Origin of the sequence: Candidatus Dorea massiliensis AP6 (genome assembly GCF_964245105.1) — a bacterium.
GTDB lineage: Bacteria > Bacillota > Clostridia > Lachnospirales > Lachnospiraceae > Laedolimicola > Laedolimicola intestinihominis.
This window is the reverse complement of the sequence record NZ_CAXTKW010000007.1, coordinates 1-20,421: the sequence shown is the minus strand read 5'-3', so window position 1 is coordinate 20,421 and position 20,421 is coordinate 1. Positions and strand designations below refer to the sequence as shown.

The following is a 20,421-nucleotide window of genomic DNA, read 5'->3' as shown; positions in this document are numbered from 1 at the left end:
GAAACAGTTGGAAAAAGGTTAAGGTTTTATGAAATCTGTTGCCGGAACTGCCGGAAAATGATACACTGAGGAAGAAACAGACAGGGCGGCGAGACTCGTTGAAGCCACAGAGAAGAGGGAGATACGTTATGGACGACATGTACAACAACGACACTGTAAATGAGAATGTAAATCAGACAACGGAGAATGCTTACCGGCAGTCCGCTTCAGATCCATATCAGAAATCGGTGCAGGAGCAATTACAGCATCAGTACCGGGAGCCGGAAACCGATCTGGAAGAACCGATCAGCATGGGCGAATGGTTGGTTACGATGCTGTTGATGCTGATTCCCTGTGTGAATATTGTATTAATGTTTGTGTGGGCCTTCAGCAGCAAGGAAAAGAAGAGCAAGTCCAATTATTTTAAGGCGGCTCTGATCTTTGCGGCGATTGTCCTTGTGCTTTATATCATTTTGATTGCTATCTTTGGTGTAGCGATTACATCGATGATCAACTCCAATTATGCTTATTAAAAGGGGGAGGCAGCCAGCGCCCGGAGCGATACTCGTATCCGGAGATAAGGCTGTTTAAGAGCCAGCCCAGGGGAATGGCGTACCAGACAAAGGCAGCGCCGAAGCGTGGGGCAAGGAGAGCAGCGAATAGAACCCGGAAGGTCAGGTTTGCCAGATTTGCCAGTGTAAACATACCCATATCGGCGGCTCCGCGTAAGACTCCGTCGGTACACATTTTCAGACCGATGAGGGCGAAAAAGAAGTTGATGAAATGCAGGTATTGTACGCCGGTTTCCAGAGCAAGATTTGTTCCGCCGGGGCCGAGAAATGAGGCGATCAGCGGACGGGCGGACAACAGAAGAAAGATACAGAGGAGTACGGCAAAGCCACCGGCGAGCGCGAGAGCGGCACGGTAGCCCTGACGTACTCTTTTTATATAGTGGAGAGAAGTCTCAGCGTCTGCCTCAGGGGAACTGAGATTTTTTTGGGCGGTATCATGAGCCTGGGAAAGCGGCTCTGTGCTGACAATAGCTTTTCCGGCGGCTCCCAGGTTCTGGGAAGTATAAGCGGACATGGCCTGCCCCAGAGCCGACATGGGAACGATGCAGAAGCTCTCCAACCGGGAAGCTGCCGCGTAGCCGGCAAGCACCTGGGATCCGAATGGATTGATGACAGCCTGGACCAGCATGGCGCCGATGGAGACAGTAGCCTGCTGGAAGATAGAAGGAAGGGTGATGCGGGTGATGGCGGCGAGTTCGGTAAGGCTGAATAGGGTGGCGTAGAGGGGAACTGTGCCGGGAGCAGTACATTGATTCAGCGTTCGACGAAACAGAAGGAAAGAAAGAACCGCTGATACCGTCTGGGCAGCCAGCGTCGCCCAGGCGGCTCCTTCGATGCCGAGCTTCAGCCCGCAGACCAGACACAGATCCAGCCCAATGTTTAGTGCGGAAGAAAAAATCAACAGATACAGCGGCACCCGGGAGCGTCCCAGGGCGTTGAACATAGCGGAAAGCACATTGTACAGGAAGAGAAAGGGCAAGCCCAGAAAATAGATCATTAGATAAGCAGAAGCCATCGGCAGCACATTTCCCGGCGTATGCAAAGCACGAAGAATGGCACTGCAGAACAAAAGACCGAAAGCGGAAAGCAGCAGGCTTAAGACCAGAAAGGTCATGAGCGCCGTGCGGATGCAGAGTCGAAGCCGCAGGTATTCCCGCGCGCCAAAATATCGCCCGGTTAATACACCTGCACCCACGCCACCCCCGATGGCGATACAGATAAACACATTGGTCAGGGCATAGGACGCGCCGATGGCGGCGAGCGCGTCTTCCCCCACGAAGCGTCCCACGATCATGGAGTCAGCCATGGTATAAAACTGTTGAAACAGATTGCCCACCATCATGGGAAGGGCGAAGAGCCATAGGGCTTTTAAGGGTTTTTCACGCAGCAAGTATTCTTTTTCCATAAACACAGCTCCTTTTTCTGGAATATGATAAAAGAAACCAAGTAAATCTGGTGGAAATATGGTTTCTGTTCTGACACAGATTTTTTTACTGGCGGCGGCCCTGTCAGCCGATATCTTTGCCGTCGGTTTCACATACGGAGCAGGTGGAATTCGGCTGTCTCCTGCAGCGGCGTTCCTGCTGACGGGTATTCCAGCTGTGATTCTGACTCTGTCCATGGGGCTTGGCGGCGCGGCAGGAAGTTATTTTCCGGAGATCGCAGGGCGGATGTTCGGGGCCGTGATACTGGCAGGCCTCGGCGTCTGGAGCCTGCTGGACCGATCAGACCATGAAGAAGTGGCAAAAGCGGATAAAAATCAGGACCGTTTTGTGACCTGTCCGGAGGCTCTGACTTTAAGCGTGGCGCTGTCGCTGGACAGTCTGGCAGGCGGCGTGGGCGCAGGCAGGGAAGAAGTATTCTATCTGGCCGCGGCTTTTCTTTTCGGCATCGTTACGGGTTTGACAGCGTTGCTGCTGGGAGAACATGCCGGGAAATGTGTGAGTGGGCGCTTACCATTTCGTCCAAGCCAGGTGGGGGGAGGGCTGCTGCTGGTGTTGGCGGTATTAAAATTATTGTGTTAAAATCAGCAGCTCATGGGTCAGCAGCGGCGCGGCCGACAGTAAAATTAGCCTTGCCCATTCCCCGGGAGCCAGCCTACAGGTACCGAAGACCGTCACAAAATACGGAAATTCCGTCACAAGAACCTGCAGTCCGATTCCGATAGCGAAAGCGGCCAGCATCAGTTTATTTTCCAGATGATTCATACGGAACAGGCTGGTCTCCACATCCCGCATGCCCACTGCATGGAAGAGCTGTGAGATACCAAGTACTGTAAATGCATAGGTCTGGCAGCGGGCCAAAAGCTGCGGCTCGACCAGAAGCAGACGCAGGTTCGTTAAAGTAAGCGGCAACCCTACGCCACGCAGCAGAGCCACGGGCAGGCAGAGAAAGGCCGCCGTACTGATAAACGCAATCAGAAAACCGTAGAGCAGTGTGCAGGAAAGTCCGCCTGAAGCGAACAGATTCTCATTCTTCGGGCGAGGTGGCTGGCGCATGAAATGCGCCGGATTCTCTGGATCCACACCGAGGGCCAGCGCAGGCAGACTGTCGGTAATCAGGTTAATCCAGAGAATGTGGCTGGGCTTCAGCGGCGAACTGAAATTCATCAGAATCGCCGCCAGCATGGTCATGATTTCCCCGAAATTCGAGGAGAGCAGGAACAGCACGGCCTTTTTAATATTGGCGTAGATGCCGCGACCTTCGGCGATGGCTTTGGCGATGGTAGCGAAATTGTCATCCGTCAGGATAAGATCGGCGGCATTTTTCGCCACATCGGTGCCGGTGATTCCCATGGCCACGCCCACATCAGCGGTCTTCAGGGAGGGCGCGTCATTAACGCCGTCGCCGGTCATGGCCACGATGTGGCCGGAAGATTTCAGCGCTCGGACAATGCGCACCTTATGTTCAGGAGATACCTGGGCAAAGACGGAACAGCGTTCCGCTTCCTGCGCAAAGTCCGGGTCGGACAGTCTGTCGATCTGCGCGCCACTCAGACAGTCTGAGGGCTTCGCCGCAATACCAAGCTCCCGTGCAATCACAAAGGCCGTATCAGGCCGGTCCCCGGTAATCATGACCGTCCGCACGCCTGCTTTCCGAAAATCCCGTACAGCCTGTACAGCTTCCGGGCGGATGGGGTCCATCATTCCGGCGAGACCCAGAAAGGTCAGACTCTTTTCCTGGGGCTGGCGGTCATTGGTTCGCATTGCGATGGCCAGCAGGCGGAGTGCCTGGTTGGAGAGCGTGTGCAGAGCTGTTTCAATGGTGCGGCGCATGGATGGCTCCAGGGGCATGACATGGTCGTCCGACAAAATTGTGTCACACCGCTTCAGAATCTCGTCAGGAGAACCCTTCGTATAGGAAATGGAGCCGTTGCCATGTCGGTGTAGTGTGGTCATCATTTTCCGCTCGGAATCAAAGGCGATTTCCCCGATGCGGGGCTGCTCCCGTTCCAAATCAGGGCGGGACAGATCAAAGCGGGCGGCCAGATCCAGCAGTGCCAGCTCGGTGGGATCGCCCAGACGGGAATCTGATTCCAGGACAGCGTCGTTGCAGAGGGTCAGTCCGGTGAGAAAAAGCTTGTCGTGATCCGGACGTAGTCCGGCGGCTTCTCGGATTTGCCCGTCGGTCCAGCAGGCGGTGACGGTCATGCGATTCTGGGTCAGGGTACCGGTTTTGTCAGAGCAGACCACGCTGACGCAGCCAAGGGTTTCCACACTGGGAAGACGTTTCACGATAGTATTGACTCGAACCATGCGGGAGACGCTTAAGGCCAGCACCAGCGTGACAACGGCGGGCAGTCCTTCGGGAACCGCGGCTACAGCCAGAGAAATGGCCGTAATCAGCATTTCCGGGATATCCCGGCGCTGAAGGACAGCGACGACGAACAGCAGGGCGCAGAGGGTCACAGAGACAATGCTTAAGATCCGTCCCAGATCGGCCAGGCGGTGCTGGAGCGGCGTGGTTTCTGAGTGCTCATTTTCAATAAGGCGGGCGATACGCCCCATCTGTGTATCCATGCCGACGGCCGTGACGACGCCTTCGCCCCGTCCATAGGTGACATTGGTTGACATAAATGCCTGATTGTGCCGTCCCAGATCCTTCTCTACCGGAACAGATTCACCGGTCAGGGCGGACTCCTCGATTTTCAGGCTGGAGACGGAGGTTAGCGTGAGGTCGGCGGGAACCTGCCGTCCGGCGTCCAGGCAGACGATATCACCGGGAATCAGATCACGGGCCGGAATTTCCACGAGCCTGCCATTTTCCCGAATGAGGGCGGTGGGGCTGGTCATCTGCTTCAGGGCGTCCAGAGCCTTCTGGGCTTTGCCCTCCTGCACAACGCCGACAAACGCATTTACCAGAATGACGGTCAGGATAATGGCGGCGTCGCTGGCCTCTCCCAGCAGGATGGAAATGGCCGCGGCTACAAACAGCACAAAAATCAGTGGGTCGTTCAACTGCTCTAAAAAGGTTTCGAGGGACGTTTTGCGATGAACATCCAGTAGAATATTTTGTCCGCGCGCAGGAGCAGCGGGGGTGTCAGCGTATTTCATAGGGCGTGGATCCTTTCCTGTTTGTCTTAGGATATGAAAAAAAGGACAAAGGTATACCAGATTTCGGGCTTGCCAAGGGTGGTGGGATCGCCTATAATGTAAATGAAATAGTTCAGGCATACTGCTGTGCAGCAGCGGAGAGCTCTGCATATGTGCGCGAAATTACACGAAAGCGTGATTTCTGTGCAGCGCGAAGCGTGTTACCGCGAACGAAGTGAGCAGTAACGATTTTGCGAATGACGCGACTGAACGTACGCAATAAGAAAACAGGAGGATATACGGATTGAATAGAGAAATGGTTATAGTTCTCGACTTCGGCGGTCAGTACAATCAGCTGGTGGCACGCCGCGTCAGAGAATGTAATGTATACTGCGAAATCTACTCTTACAAGACCGATATCGAGAAGATCAAAGCCATGAATCCCAAGGGAATTATCCTGACGGGAGGACCGAACAGCTGTTACGAGCCGGATTCACCGACCTACACGGACGAGCTGTTCAAGCTTGGTATTCCGGTGCTGGGTCTGTGCTATGGCGCGCAGCTCATGAGCCATGTGCTCGGGGGCAAGGTGGAGCGCGCGGATGTGAGAGAGTATGGTAAGACTGAAGTGTTCATCGACAAGACTGCGTCCAAGGTGTTTGAGGGCGTAAGTCCGAAGACTATCTGCTGGATGAGCCACTTTGACTATATTTCTAAGGTGGCACCCGGCTTTGAAATCACAGCCCACACTGCAGACTGCCCGGTGGCAGCCGCTGAGAATGAAGCTGAGAAGCTTTATGCTATCCAGTTCCACCCAGAGGTACTGCATACTGCCGAGGGTACGAAGATGATTAATAACTTCGTAAAGAAGGTATGCCAGTGCGCAGGCGACTGGAAGATGGATGCTTTTGTTGAAAACACGATTAAAGATATTCGTGCGAAGGTAGGAGACGGTCGCGTACTGCTGGCTCTGTCCGGCGGCGTGGATTCCTCTGTGGCAGCAGGACTTCTGTCCAGAGCCATCGGTAAGCAGCTGACCTGTGTCTTCGTAGATCACGGCCTTCTTCGTAAGGACGAGGGCGACGAGGTAGAAAATATCTTTGGACCCAACGGTCAGTTTGACCTGAATTTCATCCGTGTGAATGCTCAGCAGCGTTACTATGACAAGCTGGCAGGCGTGACCGAGCCGGAAGCAAAGCGTAAGATTATCGGTGAGGAATTCATCCGTATTTTTGAGGAAGAGGCGAAGAAGATCGGCGCTGTGGATTTCCTGGCCCAGGGAACCATTTACCCGGACGTGGTAGAGAGTGGTCTTGGCGGAGAATCCGCAGTGATTAAGTCTCACCATAACGTAGGCGGTCTTCCGGATTTCGTTGATTTCAAGGAAATCATTGAACCTCTGCGGGACCTGTTTAAGGACGAGGTCCGCAAAGCCGGCCTGGAGCTTGGCCTTCCGGAGAGCCTGGTATTCCGTCAGCCCTTCCCGGGTCCGGGCCTCGGCATCCGTATCATTGGCGAGGTCAACGCCGAGAAGGTACGCATCGTCCAGGACGCTGACTTCATCTACCGGGATGAGGTAGATAAGGCGGCTGCGGCTTACAAGAAGGAACATGGAGAGAACCCGAAGTGGCTGCCGAATCAGTACTTCGCAGCTCTGACCAATATGCGTTCTGTAGGCGTCATGGGTGACGAGAGAACCTATGACTACGCAGTGGCCTTAAGAGCGGTGAACACCATCGACTTTATGACTGCTGAGGCAGCGGAGATTCCGTTTGCAGTGCTGCAGAGCGTTATGAGCAGAATTATCAATGAGGTGCGTGGAGTGAATCGAGTATTTTATGATTTGACTAGTAAGCCGCCTGGAACGATCGAGTTTGAATAAATTGAGATGTCGAAGAAACCCAGTGTTTATGCGGGGTTGCGGCGTTTCAATAGGTCTTTTGATAACAATTTGATAACGGTTGTATAAGAGCCATTATTCTTGTAATCCAGTGGTTTGTGGGTTAGAGAATGATTGATAAGTGGCTCTGAACTAATCCATATTATTTAGAAAGCCCTTAGCTGTGGGTAGTAACTCATAGCTAAGGGCTTTTTTGGCGTTCAAGGATTATTTTTCGTCAGTATCTTCAGCAAATATTTTCTTGAAACTTTGAAGATTATCTCCAAATTTTTGATAAAATTGACGCTTTGATATTGGCTTTTTGGTGGATAGATTTTCGTATAGGGTATATGCAGTGGTTACTAAAGTTAGTGTGTTGAAATCAGCAATTTCACTAATTATTTCTTCGTCATGCCTTGAAATCATTATTATATCCTCCTGTTTATTAGTCAGTGAGTTTGTCTTTGAATGCTTCGACTAATGCGTCACTAAGCTCCTTTGAGGGAACTTTCGCCCAGATTTGTGTGGTATCGAACTTCGGATAGTAATAACGCCAGTTGTCGTATTCTTCCCTGCTGATTTCCTCGGAAGATAGCTTGTCCGCCTGTTCTTTCCAAGCGCAGAGCATTTTTGAAAGCTCGGCAGCGTCCTTACCTTTGTCCTTGTTGACTTTCAGGCAGACTTCTCCGTCTGCTTCGCTGACGGTAAGACCATAAATATCTTCAAGGGTAAATAAGGTGTGCATAAGACCGATGTAGCTGTCAATATCGGGAACATCAAGAGCCTGCGGGGAAACCTCAAGCACCTGCGCCAATGCAGCCGTTAAGTCTGCTTTTGGTTTACGGGAGCCAGTTTCGTACTGTGCCAGACGCACATCTGCGCTCCGTTCAGGAAAGCCGACAGCCGTACCAAGATATTTTTGCGTCATACCACGCAAAAGCCTAAAAAAATGTATTCTTTCGCCAATAGCCATAGTGTCTACACTCCTTGCTTATGTACTGCAATCAGTATAGCAGATATGTTTAGGGATTGTCAAGAGGAAACGAAACAAAAAAGTTTAATATTTTCTCGAAAACCTCTTGACACAAGCATATATGCTTAGTATAATAGAAAATACTAAGCGGATATGCTTAATATAAACCAAATGACCGTCTGAGTAGGATACTCCGCCACGACCTTTTGATTTATTCAAGAGAGAGCGAGATAACGCCGCTGAAATGGGGGCAGGAACGATATTCGGGGAGAACGGCAACTTAAAAATCTTATGAAAGGACTGATGATATGGAAAACAGATTTATCCGTGCCGATGATGTGGCACAGGAACTAAGCGTATCAAAGCCCTATGCCTATAAGCTCATCAGAAAGCTGAACGAGGAACTGAAAGCACAGGGATTTATTACGATTGCAGGGCGTGTAAACCGCCAGTATTTTTATGAAAGGCTCTATGGAGCAGGAAAGGAGAGTAAGTAATGCCAGTATTCAAAAATGATGACAACGGCACTTGGTATGTGATGGCGAGGTATGTGAACTGGAAAGGCGAACGCAAGCAGAAATGTAAGCGGGGTTTCGCCACAAAGAAAGAAGCGCAGGAGTGGGAGCGGATGTTTCAGCTACAAAACTCGTCTGACCTTGATATGAGTTTTGAAGCCTTTACGGAACTGTATATCAATGATGTGAAAAACCGTCTGAAAGAGAACACTTGGCTGACAAAAGAGCATATCATTCGCACGAAGATACTTCCTTATTTCGGCAAGTTGAAAATCAGCGAGATTTCCACAAAGGAGATTATCACTTGGCAGAATGAAATGCTTGCTTATCGTGATGATAAGAAAAAGCCTTACTCACAAACTTACCTTAAAACGCTGCACAATCAGTTGTCGGCTATCTTCAATCACGCTGTACGCTATTATGAATTGCGTTCTAATCCTGCCGCAAAGGTGGGAAATATGGGGAGTGAGGAACACAAGGAAATGCTGTTTTGGACAAAGGAAGAATACAAGAAATTTTCCTATGAAATAATGGACAAACCTGTTTCCTTTTACGCTTTTGAAATGCTCTACTGGTGCGGCATTCGTGAGGGCGAATTATTAGCCTTAACCGCCGCCGATTTCAACTTTGATAAGGAAACAGTAACGATTAACAAATCCTATCAGCGTTTACACGGCGAAGATGTGATTACCACACCGAAAACGAAGAAGAGCAATCGCACGATTAAAATGCCGCATTTTCTCTGTGAAGAAATGCAGGAATATCTCGGTATGCTCTATGGCTTGAAAAAGAAAGACCGTATCTTTACGGTAACAAAAAGCTATCTTCATCACGAGATGGATCGAGGGGCAGAAGCCGCAGGCGTAAAGCGCATACGGATTCACGATTTGCGTCACAGCCATATAAGTTTGCTGATTGATATGGGATTTTCGGCGGTGGCGATTGCTGACCGTGTAGGACACGAAAGCATTGACATCACTTATCAGTACGCACACCTGTTTCCGTCCAAGCAGACGGAAATGGCAAATAAATTGGACGATTTGGGGAAAGGAGATTTTGAAAATGTCGGCTAAGAACAGAGATAACAAAAACCGTTGGAGAAACATCACGGTGGGATTTCGGGTATCGCCCAAAGAAAGCGAGCGCATTAACAAAGCGGTCGCCTTATCGGGATTGCCGAAGCAGGAATACTGCTACCGCCGCTGTCTTAATCAGGATGTGGTGGTGCAGGGCAATCCGAGGGTGTATAAGGCTCTGAAACAAGAGCTTGCCGCTGTCCTTGCGGAACTGCAAAGGATTGAAGCGGGAAACAGCGTGGACGAGGAACTGCTGAATGTCATTGAACTAATCGCCGTTATTCTTGGCGGTCTGAAAGGAGAAGATGGGAATGGAGAATAAAAAAGAAATGACTGCTCCGAATGTATCTGTTGGCGCAGATACGGAACAGCCAATTCAAAAATGTACTGACCATAGTATATCCGACTATAACGAAAATATCAAGAGCTTTGAGGAAATGCAGAGGGAAATGCTGCGGCAGTTATCCCCCTCATATCTCAAGACAGTATCAATGGCAGCTTTGTATGACACCGTATTTGATATACAGACGCCGCTGATTGACGGTCTGCTCCAGAGGGGAACTTACCTTTTTGTAGGTTCCCCAAAGGTGGGTAAAAGTTTTATGATGGCACAGCTCGCTTACCATATCAGCACAGGAACACCGCTGTGGGATTATAAGGTGAGAAAAACAACGGTGCTCTATTTCGCACTTGAAGATGATTACCCTCGCTTGCAGAAACGGTTGTTTCAGATGTTCGGTGCGGAAGAAACAGGCGATTTATATTTTGCAACGGAGAGTAAAACGGTCAATGGCGGTTTGGAAGAACAAATCAGAGGATTTATGCAGGAACACCCCGATACAGGTTTAATAATCATAGACACCTTAAAACGTGTCCGTGAAGCTGGCGGGGCAGATTACAGTTACGCAAGCGACTATGACATTGTGGCGAGGCTCAAAGCGTTGGCGGACAGTTATAAAGTTACAATGCTTATCGTTCATCATACCCGAAAACAGAAAGCGGAAGATATTTTCGATATGATTTCGGGAACGAATGGACTGATGGGTGCGGCGGACGGAGCTTTTGTTCTCAGTAAGGAAAAGAGAACTTCCAATAATGCTACGCTCGATGTGGCGGGCAGGGATCAGCAGGATATGAAAATTCATCTTGTGAGAGATACCGAGCGTTTGGTGTGGAACTTTGAAAAATCAGAAACGGAGTTGTGGAAAGAGCCGTCTGAGCCGTTGCTCGAAAAAATTGCAGTTACTCTTTTTTCGGAAAGTAGTAGATGGGAAGGAACAGCTTCTGAACTTTGTGAAAGGCTTGGTGTGGATATAAAACCGAATGTGCTTTCACTTAGGCTTAGTATTAACGCAAGCAGGCTGTTCCGTGATTATGGTATCCGCTATCAGAACAGCCGCACGCACGATGGCAGAAAGGTTTCGCTTTGGAAAGAAACCGATGGAGCGGCGTGACAAACGGTGTCAAAGGTGACAATGTTTTGGGAGTGGCACTGGTATCTCAAACATTGTCACCATCGTCACACATTGACACCGATTAAAGTTTGGCGGAGAGTGCAGAGAGCGCCTTTTCAAAGGCGGCTCTTTGTCCCTCGGAGAGCGCAAAACCTGCTTGCAGGTTGCATTTTTGTTGGCGGAGCTGACAAAAGTGCCTTTGCGTTACTTTCGCAGAAAGTAACAAAGGCTTGCGCCTGTCGGCGCAGAAAGGAGAGGAAACGATTTATGCAAAGAACGATAAGCGCAATGGTCGGGAAAGGCTCGGTCAATCATAACAGCCGTAAATTCAAAGCAGAAAATGTGAACGCTGACCGTTCCCATCTCAATATAGATTACTGCAACGAGAATATTAAAAAGGTCTATCACGAATTGTTTGATGAAGCACTGGGAAGGTACAACGCCAAGCAGACAAGAGCAGACCGAAAGATAGAAAACTACTATGAAAAAATCCGAAGCTCCAAACAGGAAAAGCCGTTCCACGAACTGATTTTGCAGATAGGCGATAAGGAAAATATGAGTGCTGAAAGTGAGAACGGACAGCTTGCAAGGCAGGTCTTAGATGAGTATTATCGTGGCTTTCAAGAGAGAAATTCACAGCTTAGAGTGTTCTCAGCGCATCTGCATATGGACGAGGCAACGCCGCACCTGCATATTGATTTTGTTCCGTTCACTACTGGCAGCAAGCGGGGATTGGATACGAGAGTATCACTCAAACAAGCGTTAGCGGCGCAGGGATTTAAGGGCGGCTCCCGTGGCGATACGGAATGGTCGCAATGGGTACTTTCCGAAAAAGAACAGCTTGCCTCCGTTATGGAACGATACGGAATTAAGTGGGAACGTAAAGGAACGCACGAAAAACATCTCTCTGTTTTGGATTATAAAAAGCAACAACGGACAGAGGAAATCGAGCGATTGGAAAATAAAATCACAGATAAGCAAACAGAATTTGAAACTCTTTCCAAGCGTATTGAGAACTTTGATAAGGGTACAACTGCACTCTCACAAATGCAGAGCGCACTGGAGAATGCCCCCGAATATCAGTTATCCGAACCACAAGGCTTTATGACTGCAAAAAGTTATAAGAGCAAGGTTGCCGAGCCGTTAATTAAGCGGTTGAAATCCCTCATTAAAACGCTTATGGTGCGGTGCTTTCAAGCGATTGACGATTACCAAAGGCTCAATCAGACAAACGCCAGTCTGTACCGTAGCAATGAACGGCTTAAAAGTCAAAATAGGCAGTTGACTTCCGACAATAACAGATTGAGGGAAGAAATTAAGGACTACAAGCTGCTGAGAAAGGTATTCGGCAGTAGACAGATTGACAGCCTGTTAGAACAGGCAAGACAGTCTAAACAGCGTGGCACACGCTTTAGAAATAATCAATACGAAAGGTAGGAACAGACAATGGCAAAGACAATTTTTGAAGAAATGGGCGGCACTCATGTACGGCAAGGGGATTATTTTATCCCCTGCCTTACTCTACCAGCCGAAAAAGAAAATAAGCCTATCGGCGTATGGGGGCAGAGGCACAAACGCTATCTGCGAGAGCATAAAAGAGCAACCTACACTAATCTGCTCACAAGCGGCAAGCTGAACAGCTATCTTGCTGATATTGACGAGCAGGCAGAGGAAATGTTTTTTCGGTTGGTAGAACAGATGGTGGAGCGTGAGGGCGTGACTGAACAGTTTAAAGCGGCAAATGGCTTAGAGTGGACGAGGCGAATGAATAACATTCGAGCGTGTGCGATGGAGCTTGTCAATAAGGAAATCATCTACAATTAAAGAATTATAACGCATATAACCGTAAAATTGTGGTGGGTAGGGATAAACTCCTTACCCGCTATTTTTTTACTCTCTTATCTGCTTAAACAAGGCGTTTTGACACCGAAAATCGTTATATCTCCACTTGTTTGTCGCAATCTCTTGATTTTTTGAACGGCGTTCAGTATAATATAATTGAACGTCGTTCAATAGGAGGTATAGTGTGGATAATAAAGAAGCAATCATACAGGCAACGATTAAACTCATTGAGGAAAAAGGGGAGCATTTAGAAGAAGTTACAGTCCGTGAGATATGCAAAAGAGCAGGTGTTGGATTAGGACTTGTAAATTATCATTTTGGAAACAAGGATAAACTCATCGAGCAATGTATTGAGCGTATGATAAACGGAACAGTCGAGCATTTTCAGAATATACGAGAGAAAACAGACGGTTTTACTCCTTTTGAGAAGTTGGAGTATCTCGGCAATATGACGCTTGATTTTCTGTTTGAACATTATGCCATTTCCAAAATTTCTGTTCTTACCGATATGCAGTCACCGAAAGAAAATGACAACACTTACAGAACTTATGCGGCATATCTTCCGCTTGTTGCAGCCTGCCGTCCTGACCTTGACGAAGCGGCGATAAGGCGAAAAACGCTGTATTTGATTACCGTTATGCAGCAAATGTTTCTGCGATACGAAATCATATCGCAAACATTGGGGATTGACCTTAGAAAGAGAGAAAACCGCAAGAATTTTCATACACAAGTTTTACATGATATTTTGGAGGTATAAAGAGTGAATATAACAGTGATAAACGGAACAGAAAAACACGGTGTTACCTACCGTTTGAAAGAGATGTTTTTAGCAGAGTTTAAGGATAAAGCGAATATTACAGAATACTATCTTCCGAAGGACTGTCCGAGCTTCTGTACTGGTTGCTTGAGTTGTACATTAAAGGGTGAAAGCACTTGCAAGGACGCAGAATATATTGGGAAAATTGACAAATCACTTTTGGAAGCAGACTTGATTGTAATGACATCCCCTGCCTATGTGTTTCACGCTACGGGAGCAATGAAAGCATTTCTTGACCATTTCGCTTACCGCTGGATACCGCACCGTCCTGCTCCTGAAATGTTTGGAAAGCGTGCGGTAATTATAACGCAATGCTTAGGCAGTGGAACAAAATCTGCGGCGAAAGATATGAAGCATAGTTTATCTTGGTGGGGAATTTCTAAAATCGGGATATTTACTGGTGCTTTGATGAGCGATATTGTTTGGGAAAAGCTTTCCCAAAAGAAACAAGCCGAGCTTACGGGAAAGATTCAAAAGCTATCCCGAAAGTTTGCTCATATAGATTATACAAAGCCCGCACACACAAATTTGATTACGAAATTCAAGTTTCTCGTCTGCCGTATGATGCAGCAATCCATACATCAATCAGACCCTGAATACCTTGACGGAAAGTATTGGGCGGAGCAAGGTTGGCTTGACAGCGGCAGACCGTGGAAATAATGTGGGGCAAAACGAAATCTCGGTTACTGGCAGATGTGAAAATGATAAATCAGTGAGTGATATATCAAATATTTTGCTCAAAATCAGTAAATGCAACGCAAAGTAGCAGGAAAATTCCGAATGTCATCTCTGCTTGCTTGTAATGCAAAGCACGGTTTTCTATACTTGGCGTATCAACATAAGGAGGTCACGAGAATGACATTTGCAGAAAAACTAAAATCTATCCGCAAGAAGGCAGGACTTTCGCAGGAACAGCTTGCGGAGAAGTTAGGCGTGTCAAGACAGGCGGTTACAAAATGGGAAACTGAAACAGGCATTCCCGACATTGAAAATATGATGGCTATCTCTGCCCTGTTTGACATTTCCATTGACGAGCTACTTTCCAATGAAAGAGGAATGAAAAAATCAAACGAGTATCTTTTTGAAAGCGTTACGGAATACGATATTGACGAGCCGAAACGCTATGATATGAAATTCGGTGGAGCAAAGCAATTTGTATTGTCTGGTTATGAGGGAGAGAAAATCCGTGTCCGTCTGGTATCTAATACCCTCTCTACGCTCCAGAACGATTTTAAGGTTAAAATTGACGACATCCGAAAACGGATTGATGTAGATGTAATCCGTAAAAACGGTATATCTGAAGCAACGGCAAAAGAAACTGTCAGTATTTTCGTTCAAATTCCTATACCCTATGTGGGAAAAATTGAGGGTGCTGTCAATGCGGAAACCGTAGAAATCCGCTCTTTAGATTGCGACAGTATTGAGCTTGATGTAAAGACGCCGAATATCATTCTAAACGATGTCGGCGGCACAGTAGAAATTAACTGCAATCTGGATATGAGTGTGGTTTGCAATTCCTTAAAGGGATACCTTGCAATCAATCAGGTGTCGGCAACTTCCAAAATCCATATTCCAGAGGGTGAAGTATTTACTGCTGTTACGAAGGGGATTGGAACGAGCATTTCCTATGAAAAGGACGGCAGACAGACGGAACGCTTTGACACGCCCGATGCGGAAAATGTCATAGAACTGAACGGCATTAAAAGTGAGCTTGTTATTTGCAACGATTAAAGACGAAGGAGTGTAAAAATGAATAATCTTGAAAAAATCCAAAAGACAATGAAGGTCTTTCAAACACTAACGAAGATTGTAATGGGATTCAGTTTTGTGGCGATTGCTTTTACATTAGTGGTTGGCAGCGTAAGTTTGATGGCAGATAAACTTCCATTTGGCGAGCTTCTGCAAAGGTTACTTATAGAAGCTGACAGAACGATTGACAATCGTGAAATAGGAATAGCCCTGCTCTGTGAAAGCGTGGTTTTGGTTTTCGGAGCGATTGAAGCTATTTGTGTTTGTAGATATTTTAAGTTGGAACTGAGCGAGGGAACACCTTTTACCGAAACAGGAGCAAAAAGCATAACGAAGCTCGGAATACTCTTTATTGTTGTAGATATTTTATCAGCAGCATTTTCCTCTGCGATGGAAAAGTTTGCGTTTGTTTCAGAAGGGATTGAACATGGCGGTGGCATTGGTATTGGTATTTGCTTGATTTTACTTGCAATGGTTGTGCGTTATGGTGCGGAACTGGAGCAACGAGGCAGAGCAAAATAACGCAGGAGGATTTTTATGGAAAACAGCAAATGGGTACGCTGCCCTGTCTGCGGAAATAAAACAAGATTACAGATACGGGCGGATACAGAATTAAAGAACTTTCCCCTTTACTGTCCAAAGTGCAAACAGGAAAGTTTGATTGACGCAAAGGATTTACAGGTATCGGTTATTAAAGGATTTGGAGCAAAAATACATAGCTGAATAGCAAAGCGACAAAATCTAATTTGTTGAATTTATGAATATAAGGAATTGATAGAATATGAATTATATAATTCGAGAGATTAAGGAAGAAGAGTATCCAATATTATCAGATTTTCTGTATGAAGCAATTTTTATTCCAGAGAGTATGGAAAAGCCGCCAAAGGCTATCATTGAACAGTCGGAGTTGCAAGTATATATTGCCGATTTTGGAAAAGAAGATGATTGGTGCTTAGTTGCGGAAGTAAAAGGAAAAATTGTAGGTGCGGTGTGGGGGCGTATTATGAATGATTACGGGCATATTGACGATGAAACACCGTCGCTTGCCATATCACTTTATGGCGAATATAGACATTTAGGCATTGGTACAGCACTTATGAAAGCTATATTGCACCTTTTAAAAGAAAAGGGATATAAACAGACATCTTTATCTGTCCAGAAAGAAAACTATGCAGTTAATATGTACCAAAAGATAGGTTTTAAGGTGGTAAGCGAAACGGAAGAAGAATATATAATGGTTTGTGAATTACAGTAAATTGGCGGTTTGAACTATTGATTTTCTAAGCAAAATCGCTTATAATATAACATGAAACATATTGCTATTATCCGCAGTTACAGAGCGAGTGTTATCAACCCCGATAACAAATTGATAACATTAGCCCATATAGGCAGGATAATATGGATATATCAAATAATCAAAAGCGCCACGAATACGACAGAGAATAATCTCTAAACAAAATTGATTAGGATTTGTCGAGTTTGAGTAACAGACAGAACCCTGGAAATGCTGATAGAATGGGCATTTCTGGGGTCTTTTTATGTGGATTGGCTCTAAAATGGCTCTAATTAGGTGATGAATACTGGGGTTATGGCGGGTATCATGATACCTGCAAAGAATGATTGCTATTCCTGAATCTTCATGCTACAATACATCTACAGAAAGTGCCTATGACAGGGTGAGGTAGCCTCCCGAGTTTATGATACCGGGCAACCGGAATACATAGGAAGGGAGGTGGCGCCGATGACAGCTTATGAGATCGTTTCGATTTTCATTGGGATATTAGCATTATTGATGTCCTTTGGAAGCTTGATTGTAGCGTTGCTTGCCTTTCTCGATAAGAGAAACAAGCGAAAATAAAAATGCCTATCCTGTCTGACCCACAGGATAGGCGGTGTCCGTAAGGACATTTCTTTAGCCTAAACTCGGAGCATCCACCATTGGAGTGGGTGCTTTCTGTTTACTTAAATACTAGCATCTTATGTCTGATAATTCAAGGGTTTTCTTTAATTCGGATAAAGTTTTACAGAAATCCCAGTAGTCCCCTTTTTCACTATCATGCTATCATCCAGCAAATGATTTCTGATTTCTTCCATGTTATTTTCAAATTCCTGGCGTTCTTCAATGGAGGGCTTTTCTTCACTATTCTCAAAATCTGCTTGTACCTGTTTAGCACGAAGATATGTACATAATTTCTGGTTAATGGCAGGATGAACAAAAGAAATTTTTAGAGTGGAGGGAATGTAATTTCCATTCCTATCCTTTTCAGCCTCAAAATGCATATCTGTCTGTTCATCCATTTTAAAGAGCAGGGACAGGACATCAGATACGGTTTCAATGTCGAAATCCATGAAAATATTGATACTGATACCCAGCGCATTTGCAATTTTCAGAAGCTGATCTGGTTTGGGGTTGCGTATACCATATTCATATTTCTTGATAGTTGCAGGGTTTATACCAGACAGTTGTCCAAGCATATCCTGTGAGATTCCACGCATGTTCCGAAAATATTTAATCTTTTCTCCAGTAGTCATGGAAATGGCTCCTTTCGGTTTGATATTCCTATTTTATCACAAAAGGACACATTTGTGCACATAAAATTAAAAAATACTTGACAGACACAAATGTGTACTATAAAATACGAATAAAGGAACACAAAAGTGTACCGGAAAATAACAGGAGAAAGGAATGAGGAGAATGGAAAATACGAAGAAAATGTATGTAACTGCAACGGAAGCGGCGGAGCTGCTGGGAGTATCTAATGGATATGCTTATAAAATCATTCGGGGGTTGAATGACGAGCTGAAAGCGAAAGGATACAGGACAATCAGCGGTAAGGTTCCTACGAAGTATTTTGAGGAAAAGTTTTACGGATTGACGGTAGCTGTGTAAGGAGGTGGTTTTATGCCGGCAACAAGAGATGGGAAGATGTGGCGCAGCCAGTTCTATTATAAGGATTGGCAGGGCGTCAGTCATAAGAAGAACAAGAGGGGATTTAAGACAAAGGCAGAAGCGGAACAGTGGGAACGGGATTTTCGACAGCAACAGGAGAAAAATCTGGATATCAATTTTGAGAACTTCGTTCAAATTTATTATGAGGATATGGAACATCGATTGCGTGAGAATACCATGCGGACAAAGAAGTTTATCATTGATTTAAAGATTATTCCGTATTTCAAGAAAAAGAGGGTGTGTGATATTAAGGTTTCGGATGTCCGTGCCTGGCAGAATATGTTGATAAAGAAAGGGTATTCGGAAACATATCTGAAAACAGTCAACAATCAGTTAGCGGCCATTTTCAACTATGCAGTGCGATATTATGATCTGAAAGACAATCCGTGTCGCAAGGCTGGAACCATTGGAAAAAGTCATGCAGGAGAGAGGGAAATTTGGACGAAGCAGGAATTTAAAGAATTTCTTACCACAGTAGAAGATAAGCCAGAAACGAGGATGGCCTTTTTGATTCTGTACTGGACAGGTATGAGAATCGGGGAATTGTTGGCGTTGACTTATAAAGATATTGATTTTGAAAAACGTACGATTTCCGTAAACAAGTCATATCAGCGTCTTGAAGGCAAAGACATTATTACACCGCCCAAAACACCGAAAAGTAAACGGATCATTACGATACCGAACTTTCTGAAAGAAGAATTGGAGGAATATATTTCACATTTGTATGGAGTTATGGAGAATGAAAGAATGTTTCGTTTTACAAAGTCTTATATGGAGCATGAGATGGTTCGAGGGATTAAGGCTTCCGGGGTAAAAAGAATAAGGCTTCATGATATAGTATAACAAAAGCTCTGCTGAAACTCAATGAAATGTTTTAGTGGAGGATGTAAATGGAAGAAAGAAGAGAGAAAGATTATCGTTTAATCAATATGGATGATGTGGAGGCCAGAAAGGTCGATTGGCTCTGGTATCCCTATATTCCCTACGGGAAGGTATCAATCGTACAGGGCGATCCGGGAGAGGGCAAGACTACGTTTATCCTGCGTCTGGCGGCACTGCTCACAAATGGAGAGCCGCTTCCGGGAGAGGAAGGCCAGAATCCTAGGAAACCTATCAATGTAATTTACCAGAACGCAGAGGATGGACTGGAAGACACCATAAAGCCCCGCCTGCTGGCGGCAGGAGCGGACTGCAGCCGGGTGATGGTTATAGACGAGAGCCTTAAGAGTTTGACCATGACGGACGAGAGACTGGTCAGGGCGATTAAAGAAACGGGGGCGAAAATGGTAGTCTTAGATCCGATACAGGCCTATCTGGGGGCTAACGTGGATATGCATCGGGCAAATCAGATCCGGGCAGTCCTGAAACGGCTGGCAAGGATAGCCGAAGAATGTGACTGCGCTATTATCCTTATCGGTCACATGAACAAGGCCAGCGGCAGCAAATCCACCTACCGGGGGCTTGGTTCGATAGATTTTCAGGCAATGGCCCGGAGCGTACTGGTGGTTGGCCGGGTAAAGAACGATCCGACTCTGCGCGTAATCGCCCATGACAAGAGCAGCCTTGCACCGGAGGGCGCTTCGATTGCGTTCCGGCTGGATAAGGAGAATGGCTTTCACTGGGAAGGCCCCTGTGATATCACGGTGGAGGAGCTGCTTTCCGGGACAAGCAAGGGAGAGAAAACAAAGGATGCAAAATCTTTTTTGTTGGAGATTCTGGCGGATGGTCAGAAATCCTGCAATGAAATCATGGACGCAGCAAAGGAGAAAGGTATCAAAAAGAAAACACTCTGGAATGCCAAAAAGGAGTTGAATATTGATAGCGTAAAGGTTGGAAGTCAGTGGTACTGGATGCTGTAGCCGGGGAAGATGGCAAGATTCCCTTTTCTATAGACAGGGGGATCTTGCTATCTTGAACGGCAGAAGCAGAAAGGCGGCGGGTAGCCGCTCCGGCCGTAAGGGCGGAAAAGCCCCCGGCAGGGCGCAACAGCAGCTTTTGATGGACACTTGCAACGGTGTACAAAGGGAACATAATAAAAAACTTAATAATGGACTGCCAATCTTACACAAAGTACCGCCCAAAC

Annotated in this window: 24 protein-coding genes; 19 read left to right on the top strand and 5 right to left on the bottom strand. The window is 46.5% G+C overall.

Features of this window, described 5'->3' with window-relative positions:
* Nucleotides 1-128: 128 nt before the first annotated feature.
* Entirely contained in the window at nucleotides 129-512 is a 384-nt protein-coding gene (locus ACESZP_RS08490; RefSeq protein WP_499708758.1) for a hypothetical protein, read from the top strand.
* Here the strand turns inward: ACESZP_RS08490 and ACESZP_RS08485 are convergent.
* Nucleotides 490-1,956 carry an MATE family efflux transporter gene (locus ACESZP_RS08485; protein WP_499708757.1) on the bottom strand — a complete coding sequence of 489 codons (1,467 nt, stop codon included), beginning with the start codon at nucleotides 1,954-1,956 and terminating at the stop codon, nucleotides 490-492. The two genes, ACESZP_RS08490 and ACESZP_RS08485, sit on opposite strands and share 23 nt — an antisense overlap.
* Before the next feature lie 58 nt (nucleotides 1,957-2,014).
* On the opposite strand from ACESZP_RS08485, the gene ACESZP_RS08480 reads away from it, so the two are divergent.
* Entirely contained in the window at nucleotides 2,015-2,575 is a 561-nt protein-coding gene (locus ACESZP_RS08480) for a manganese efflux pump MntP (RefSeq protein WP_440322901.1), read from the top strand.
* On the opposite strand, the gene ACESZP_RS08475 is transcribed toward ACESZP_RS08480, so the two are convergent.
* Nucleotides 2,564-5,104: a cation-translocating P-type ATPase gene (locus tag ACESZP_RS08475; protein ID WP_499708756.1), complete on the bottom strand. Its 2,541-nt coding sequence runs from the start codon at nucleotides 5,102-5,104 to the stop codon at nucleotides 2,564-2,566. The two genes, ACESZP_RS08480 and ACESZP_RS08475, sit on opposite strands and share 12 nt — an antisense overlap.
* Before the next feature lie 283 nt (nucleotides 5,105-5,387).
* Here ACESZP_RS08475 and guaA point away from each other — a divergent pair, with 283 nt between their 5' ends.
* Entirely contained in the window at nucleotides 5,388-6,965 is a 1,578-nt protein-coding gene (gene guaA / locus ACESZP_RS08470; protein ID WP_499708755.1) for a glutamine-hydrolyzing GMP synthase, read from the top strand.
* Nucleotides 6,966-7,190: 225 nt separating this feature from the next.
* Here the strand turns inward: guaA and ACESZP_RS08465 are convergent, their stop codons facing one another.
* Complete coding sequence (locus ACESZP_RS08465; protein WP_087243507.1) at nucleotides 7,191-7,388, bottom strand: hypothetical protein; 198 nt, start codon at nucleotides 7,386-7,388, stop codon at nucleotides 7,191-7,193.
* Between the two features lie 19 nt (nucleotides 7,389-7,407).
* Nucleotides 7,408-7,935: a helix-turn-helix domain-containing protein gene (locus ACESZP_RS08460; protein WP_117755041.1), complete on the bottom strand. Its 528-nt coding sequence runs from the start codon at nucleotides 7,933-7,935 to the stop codon at nucleotides 7,408-7,410.
* Nucleotides 7,936-8,243: 308 nt separating this feature from the next.
* Here ACESZP_RS08460 and ACESZP_RS08455 point away from each other — a divergent pair, with 308 nt between their 5' ends.
* The 13 genes from ACESZP_RS08455 (at nucleotide 8,244) to ACESZP_RS08395 (ending at nucleotide 17,246) form a co-directional block, all read left to right on the top strand.
* A complete protein-coding gene (locus ACESZP_RS08455; RefSeq protein WP_117530907.1) occupies nucleotides 8,244-8,432 on the top strand; it encodes a LysR family transcriptional regulator in 189 nt (62 codons plus the stop codon).
* Entirely contained in the window at nucleotides 8,432-9,523 is a 1,092-nt protein-coding gene (locus ACESZP_RS08450) for a site-specific integrase (protein ID WP_117755040.1), read from the top strand. The genes ACESZP_RS08455 and ACESZP_RS08450 overlap by 1 nt, the downstream gene beginning before the upstream one ends.
* Complete coding sequence (locus ACESZP_RS08445) at nucleotides 9,513-9,848, top strand: plasmid mobilization protein (protein ID WP_117755039.1); 336 nt, start codon at nucleotides 9,513-9,515, stop codon at nucleotides 9,846-9,848. Before ACESZP_RS08450 ends, ACESZP_RS08445 begins: the two co-directional genes overlap by 11 nt.
* Nucleotides 9,838-10,980 (top strand): AAA family ATPase, encoded by a 1,143-nt coding sequence (locus ACESZP_RS08440; protein WP_499708754.1) that lies wholly within the window; start codon nucleotides 9,838-9,840, stop codon nucleotides 10,978-10,980. The genes ACESZP_RS08445 and ACESZP_RS08440 overlap by 11 nt, the downstream gene beginning before the upstream one ends.
* 267 nt (nucleotides 10,981-11,247) lie before the next feature.
* Entirely contained in the window at nucleotides 11,248-12,417 is a 1,170-nt protein-coding gene (locus ACESZP_RS08435; RefSeq protein WP_499708753.1) for a plasmid recombination protein, read from the top strand.
* A 9-nt stretch (nucleotides 12,418-12,426) separates the two neighbouring features.
* Nucleotides 12,427-12,804, top strand: a complete 378-nt coding sequence (locus ACESZP_RS08430; protein ID WP_499708752.1) for a TnpV protein — start codon at nucleotides 12,427-12,429, stop codon at nucleotides 12,802-12,804.
* Nucleotides 12,805-13,006: 202 nt separating this feature from the next.
* A complete protein-coding gene (locus tag ACESZP_RS08425) occupies nucleotides 13,007-13,579 on the top strand; it encodes a TetR/AcrR family transcriptional regulator (protein ID WP_055237701.1) in 573 nt (190 codons plus the stop codon).
* A gap of 3 nt (nucleotides 13,580-13,582) precedes the next feature.
* A complete protein-coding gene (locus ACESZP_RS08420; RefSeq protein WP_055237700.1) occupies nucleotides 13,583-14,299 on the top strand; it encodes a flavodoxin family protein in 717 nt (238 codons plus the stop codon).
* 195 nt (nucleotides 14,300-14,494) lie between these two features.
* A complete protein-coding gene (locus ACESZP_RS08415; RefSeq protein ID WP_055237698.1) occupies nucleotides 14,495-15,370 on the top strand; it encodes a helix-turn-helix transcriptional regulator in 876 nt (291 codons plus the stop codon).
* Between the two features lie 18 nt (nucleotides 15,371-15,388).
* The gene (locus ACESZP_RS08410; protein ID WP_117755037.1) at nucleotides 15,389-15,910 is read left to right on the top strand and encodes a hypothetical protein; all 522 of its coding nucleotides are present in this window, start codon (nucleotides 15,389-15,391) and stop codon (nucleotides 15,908-15,910) included.
* A 15-nt stretch (nucleotides 15,911-15,925) separates the two neighbouring features.
* Nucleotides 15,926-16,111: a cysteine-rich KTR domain-containing protein gene (locus ACESZP_RS08405; RefSeq protein ID WP_117755036.1), complete on the top strand. Its 186-nt coding sequence runs from the start codon at nucleotides 15,926-15,928 to the stop codon at nucleotides 16,109-16,111.
* A gap of 58 nt (nucleotides 16,112-16,169) precedes the next feature.
* A complete protein-coding gene (locus ACESZP_RS08400) occupies nucleotides 16,170-16,643 on the top strand; it encodes a GNAT family N-acetyltransferase (RefSeq protein ID WP_055237693.1) in 474 nt (157 codons plus the stop codon).
* Nucleotides 16,644-17,129: 486 nt separating this feature from the next.
* The gene (locus ACESZP_RS08395) at nucleotides 17,130-17,246 is read left to right on the top strand and encodes a putative holin-like toxin (RefSeq protein WP_416862063.1); all 117 of its coding nucleotides are present in this window, start codon (nucleotides 17,130-17,132) and stop codon (nucleotides 17,244-17,246) included.
* Nucleotides 17,247-17,392: 146 nt separating this feature from the next.
* Here ACESZP_RS08395 and ACESZP_RS08390 read toward each other — a convergent pair whose 3' ends face one another.
* Complete coding sequence (locus ACESZP_RS08390; protein WP_158365043.1) at nucleotides 17,393-17,920, bottom strand: helix-turn-helix domain-containing protein; 528 nt, start codon at nucleotides 17,918-17,920, stop codon at nucleotides 17,393-17,395.
* 154 nt (nucleotides 17,921-18,074) lie between these two features.
* Between ACESZP_RS08390 and ACESZP_RS08385 the strand changes: the two genes are divergently transcribed.
* The 3 genes from ACESZP_RS08385 to ACESZP_RS08375 are packed head-to-tail and all read left to right on the top strand — an operon-like array spanning nucleotide 18,075 to nucleotide 20,197.
* A complete protein-coding gene (locus ACESZP_RS08385; protein WP_440322897.1) occupies nucleotides 18,075-18,278 on the top strand; it encodes an ICEBs1 excisionase in 204 nt (67 codons plus the stop codon).
* Between the two features lie 12 nt (nucleotides 18,279-18,290).
* On the top strand, nucleotides 18,291-19,181 hold the full coding sequence (locus ACESZP_RS08380; protein ID WP_499708751.1) for a site-specific integrase: 891 nt from the start codon (nucleotides 18,291-18,293) through the stop codon (nucleotides 19,179-19,181).
* A 47-nt stretch (nucleotides 19,182-19,228) separates the two neighbouring features.
* Nucleotides 19,229-20,197 (top strand): AAA family ATPase, encoded by a 969-nt coding sequence (locus ACESZP_RS08375; protein ID WP_499708750.1) that lies wholly within the window; start codon nucleotides 19,229-19,231, stop codon nucleotides 20,195-20,197.
* Nucleotides 20,198-20,421: the final 224 nt, after the last annotated feature.

Coding starts and splice junctions, on each gene's coding strand:
- ACESZP_RS08475 (WP_499708756.1), bottom strand. CDS start 5,104: ATGAAATACGCTGACACCCCCGCTGCTCCTGCGCGCGGACAAAATATT.
- ACESZP_RS08480 (WP_440322901.1), top strand. CDS start 2,015: ATGGTTTCTGTTCTGACACAGATTTTTTTACTGGCGGCGGCCCTGTCA.
- ACESZP_RS08390 (WP_158365043.1), bottom strand. CDS start 17,920: ATGACTACTGGAGAAAAGATTAAATATTTTCGGAACATGCGTGGAATC.
- ACESZP_RS08490 (WP_499708758.1), top strand. CDS start 129: ATGGACGACATGTACAACAACGACACTGTAAATGAGAATGTAAATCAG.
- ACESZP_RS08375 (WP_499708750.1), top strand. CDS start 19,229: ATGGAAGAAAGAAGAGAGAAAGATTATCGTTTAATCAATATGGATGAT.
- ACESZP_RS08430 (WP_499708752.1), top strand. CDS start 12,427: ATGGCAAAGACAATTTTTGAAGAAATGGGCGGCACTCATGTACGGCAA.
- ACESZP_RS08485 (WP_499708757.1), bottom strand. CDS start 1,956: ATGGAAAAAGAATACTTGCTGCGTGAAAAACCCTTAAAAGCCCTATGG.
- ACESZP_RS08465 (WP_087243507.1), bottom strand. CDS start 7,388: ATGATTTCAAGGCATGACGAAGAAATAATTAGTGAAATTGCTGATTTC.
- ACESZP_RS08415 (WP_055237698.1), top strand. CDS start 14,495: ATGACATTTGCAGAAAAACTAAAATCTATCCGCAAGAAGGCAGGACTT.
- ACESZP_RS08405 (WP_117755036.1), top strand. CDS start 15,926: ATGGAAAACAGCAAATGGGTACGCTGCCCTGTCTGCGGAAATAAAACA.
- ACESZP_RS08400 (WP_055237693.1), top strand. CDS start 16,170: ATGAATTATATAATTCGAGAGATTAAGGAAGAAGAGTATCCAATATTA.
- ACESZP_RS08440 (WP_499708754.1), top strand. CDS start 9,838: ATGGAGAATAAAAAAGAAATGACTGCTCCGAATGTATCTGTTGGCGCA.
- ACESZP_RS08410 (WP_117755037.1), top strand. CDS start 15,389: ATGAATAATCTTGAAAAAATCCAAAAGACAATGAAGGTCTTTCAAACA.
- ACESZP_RS08460 (WP_117755041.1), bottom strand. CDS start 7,935: ATGGCTATTGGCGAAAGAATACATTTTTTTAGGCTTTTGCGTGGTATG.
- ACESZP_RS08395 (WP_416862063.1), top strand. CDS start 17,130: ATGACAGCTTATGAGATCGTTTCGATTTTCATTGGGATATTAGCATTA.
- ACESZP_RS08435 (WP_499708753.1), top strand. CDS start 11,248: ATGCAAAGAACGATAAGCGCAATGGTCGGGAAAGGCTCGGTCAATCAT.
- ACESZP_RS08385 (WP_440322897.1), top strand. CDS start 18,075: ATGAGGAGAATGGAAAATACGAAGAAAATGTATGTAACTGCAACGGAA.
- ACESZP_RS08450 (WP_117755040.1), top strand. CDS start 8,432: ATGCCAGTATTCAAAAATGATGACAACGGCACTTGGTATGTGATGGCG.
- ACESZP_RS08455 (WP_117530907.1), top strand. CDS start 8,244: ATGGAAAACAGATTTATCCGTGCCGATGATGTGGCACAGGAACTAAGC.
- ACESZP_RS08445 (WP_117755039.1), top strand. CDS start 9,513: ATGTCGGCTAAGAACAGAGATAACAAAAACCGTTGGAGAAACATCACG.
- ACESZP_RS08380 (WP_499708751.1), top strand. CDS start 18,291: ATGCCGGCAACAAGAGATGGGAAGATGTGGCGCAGCCAGTTCTATTAT.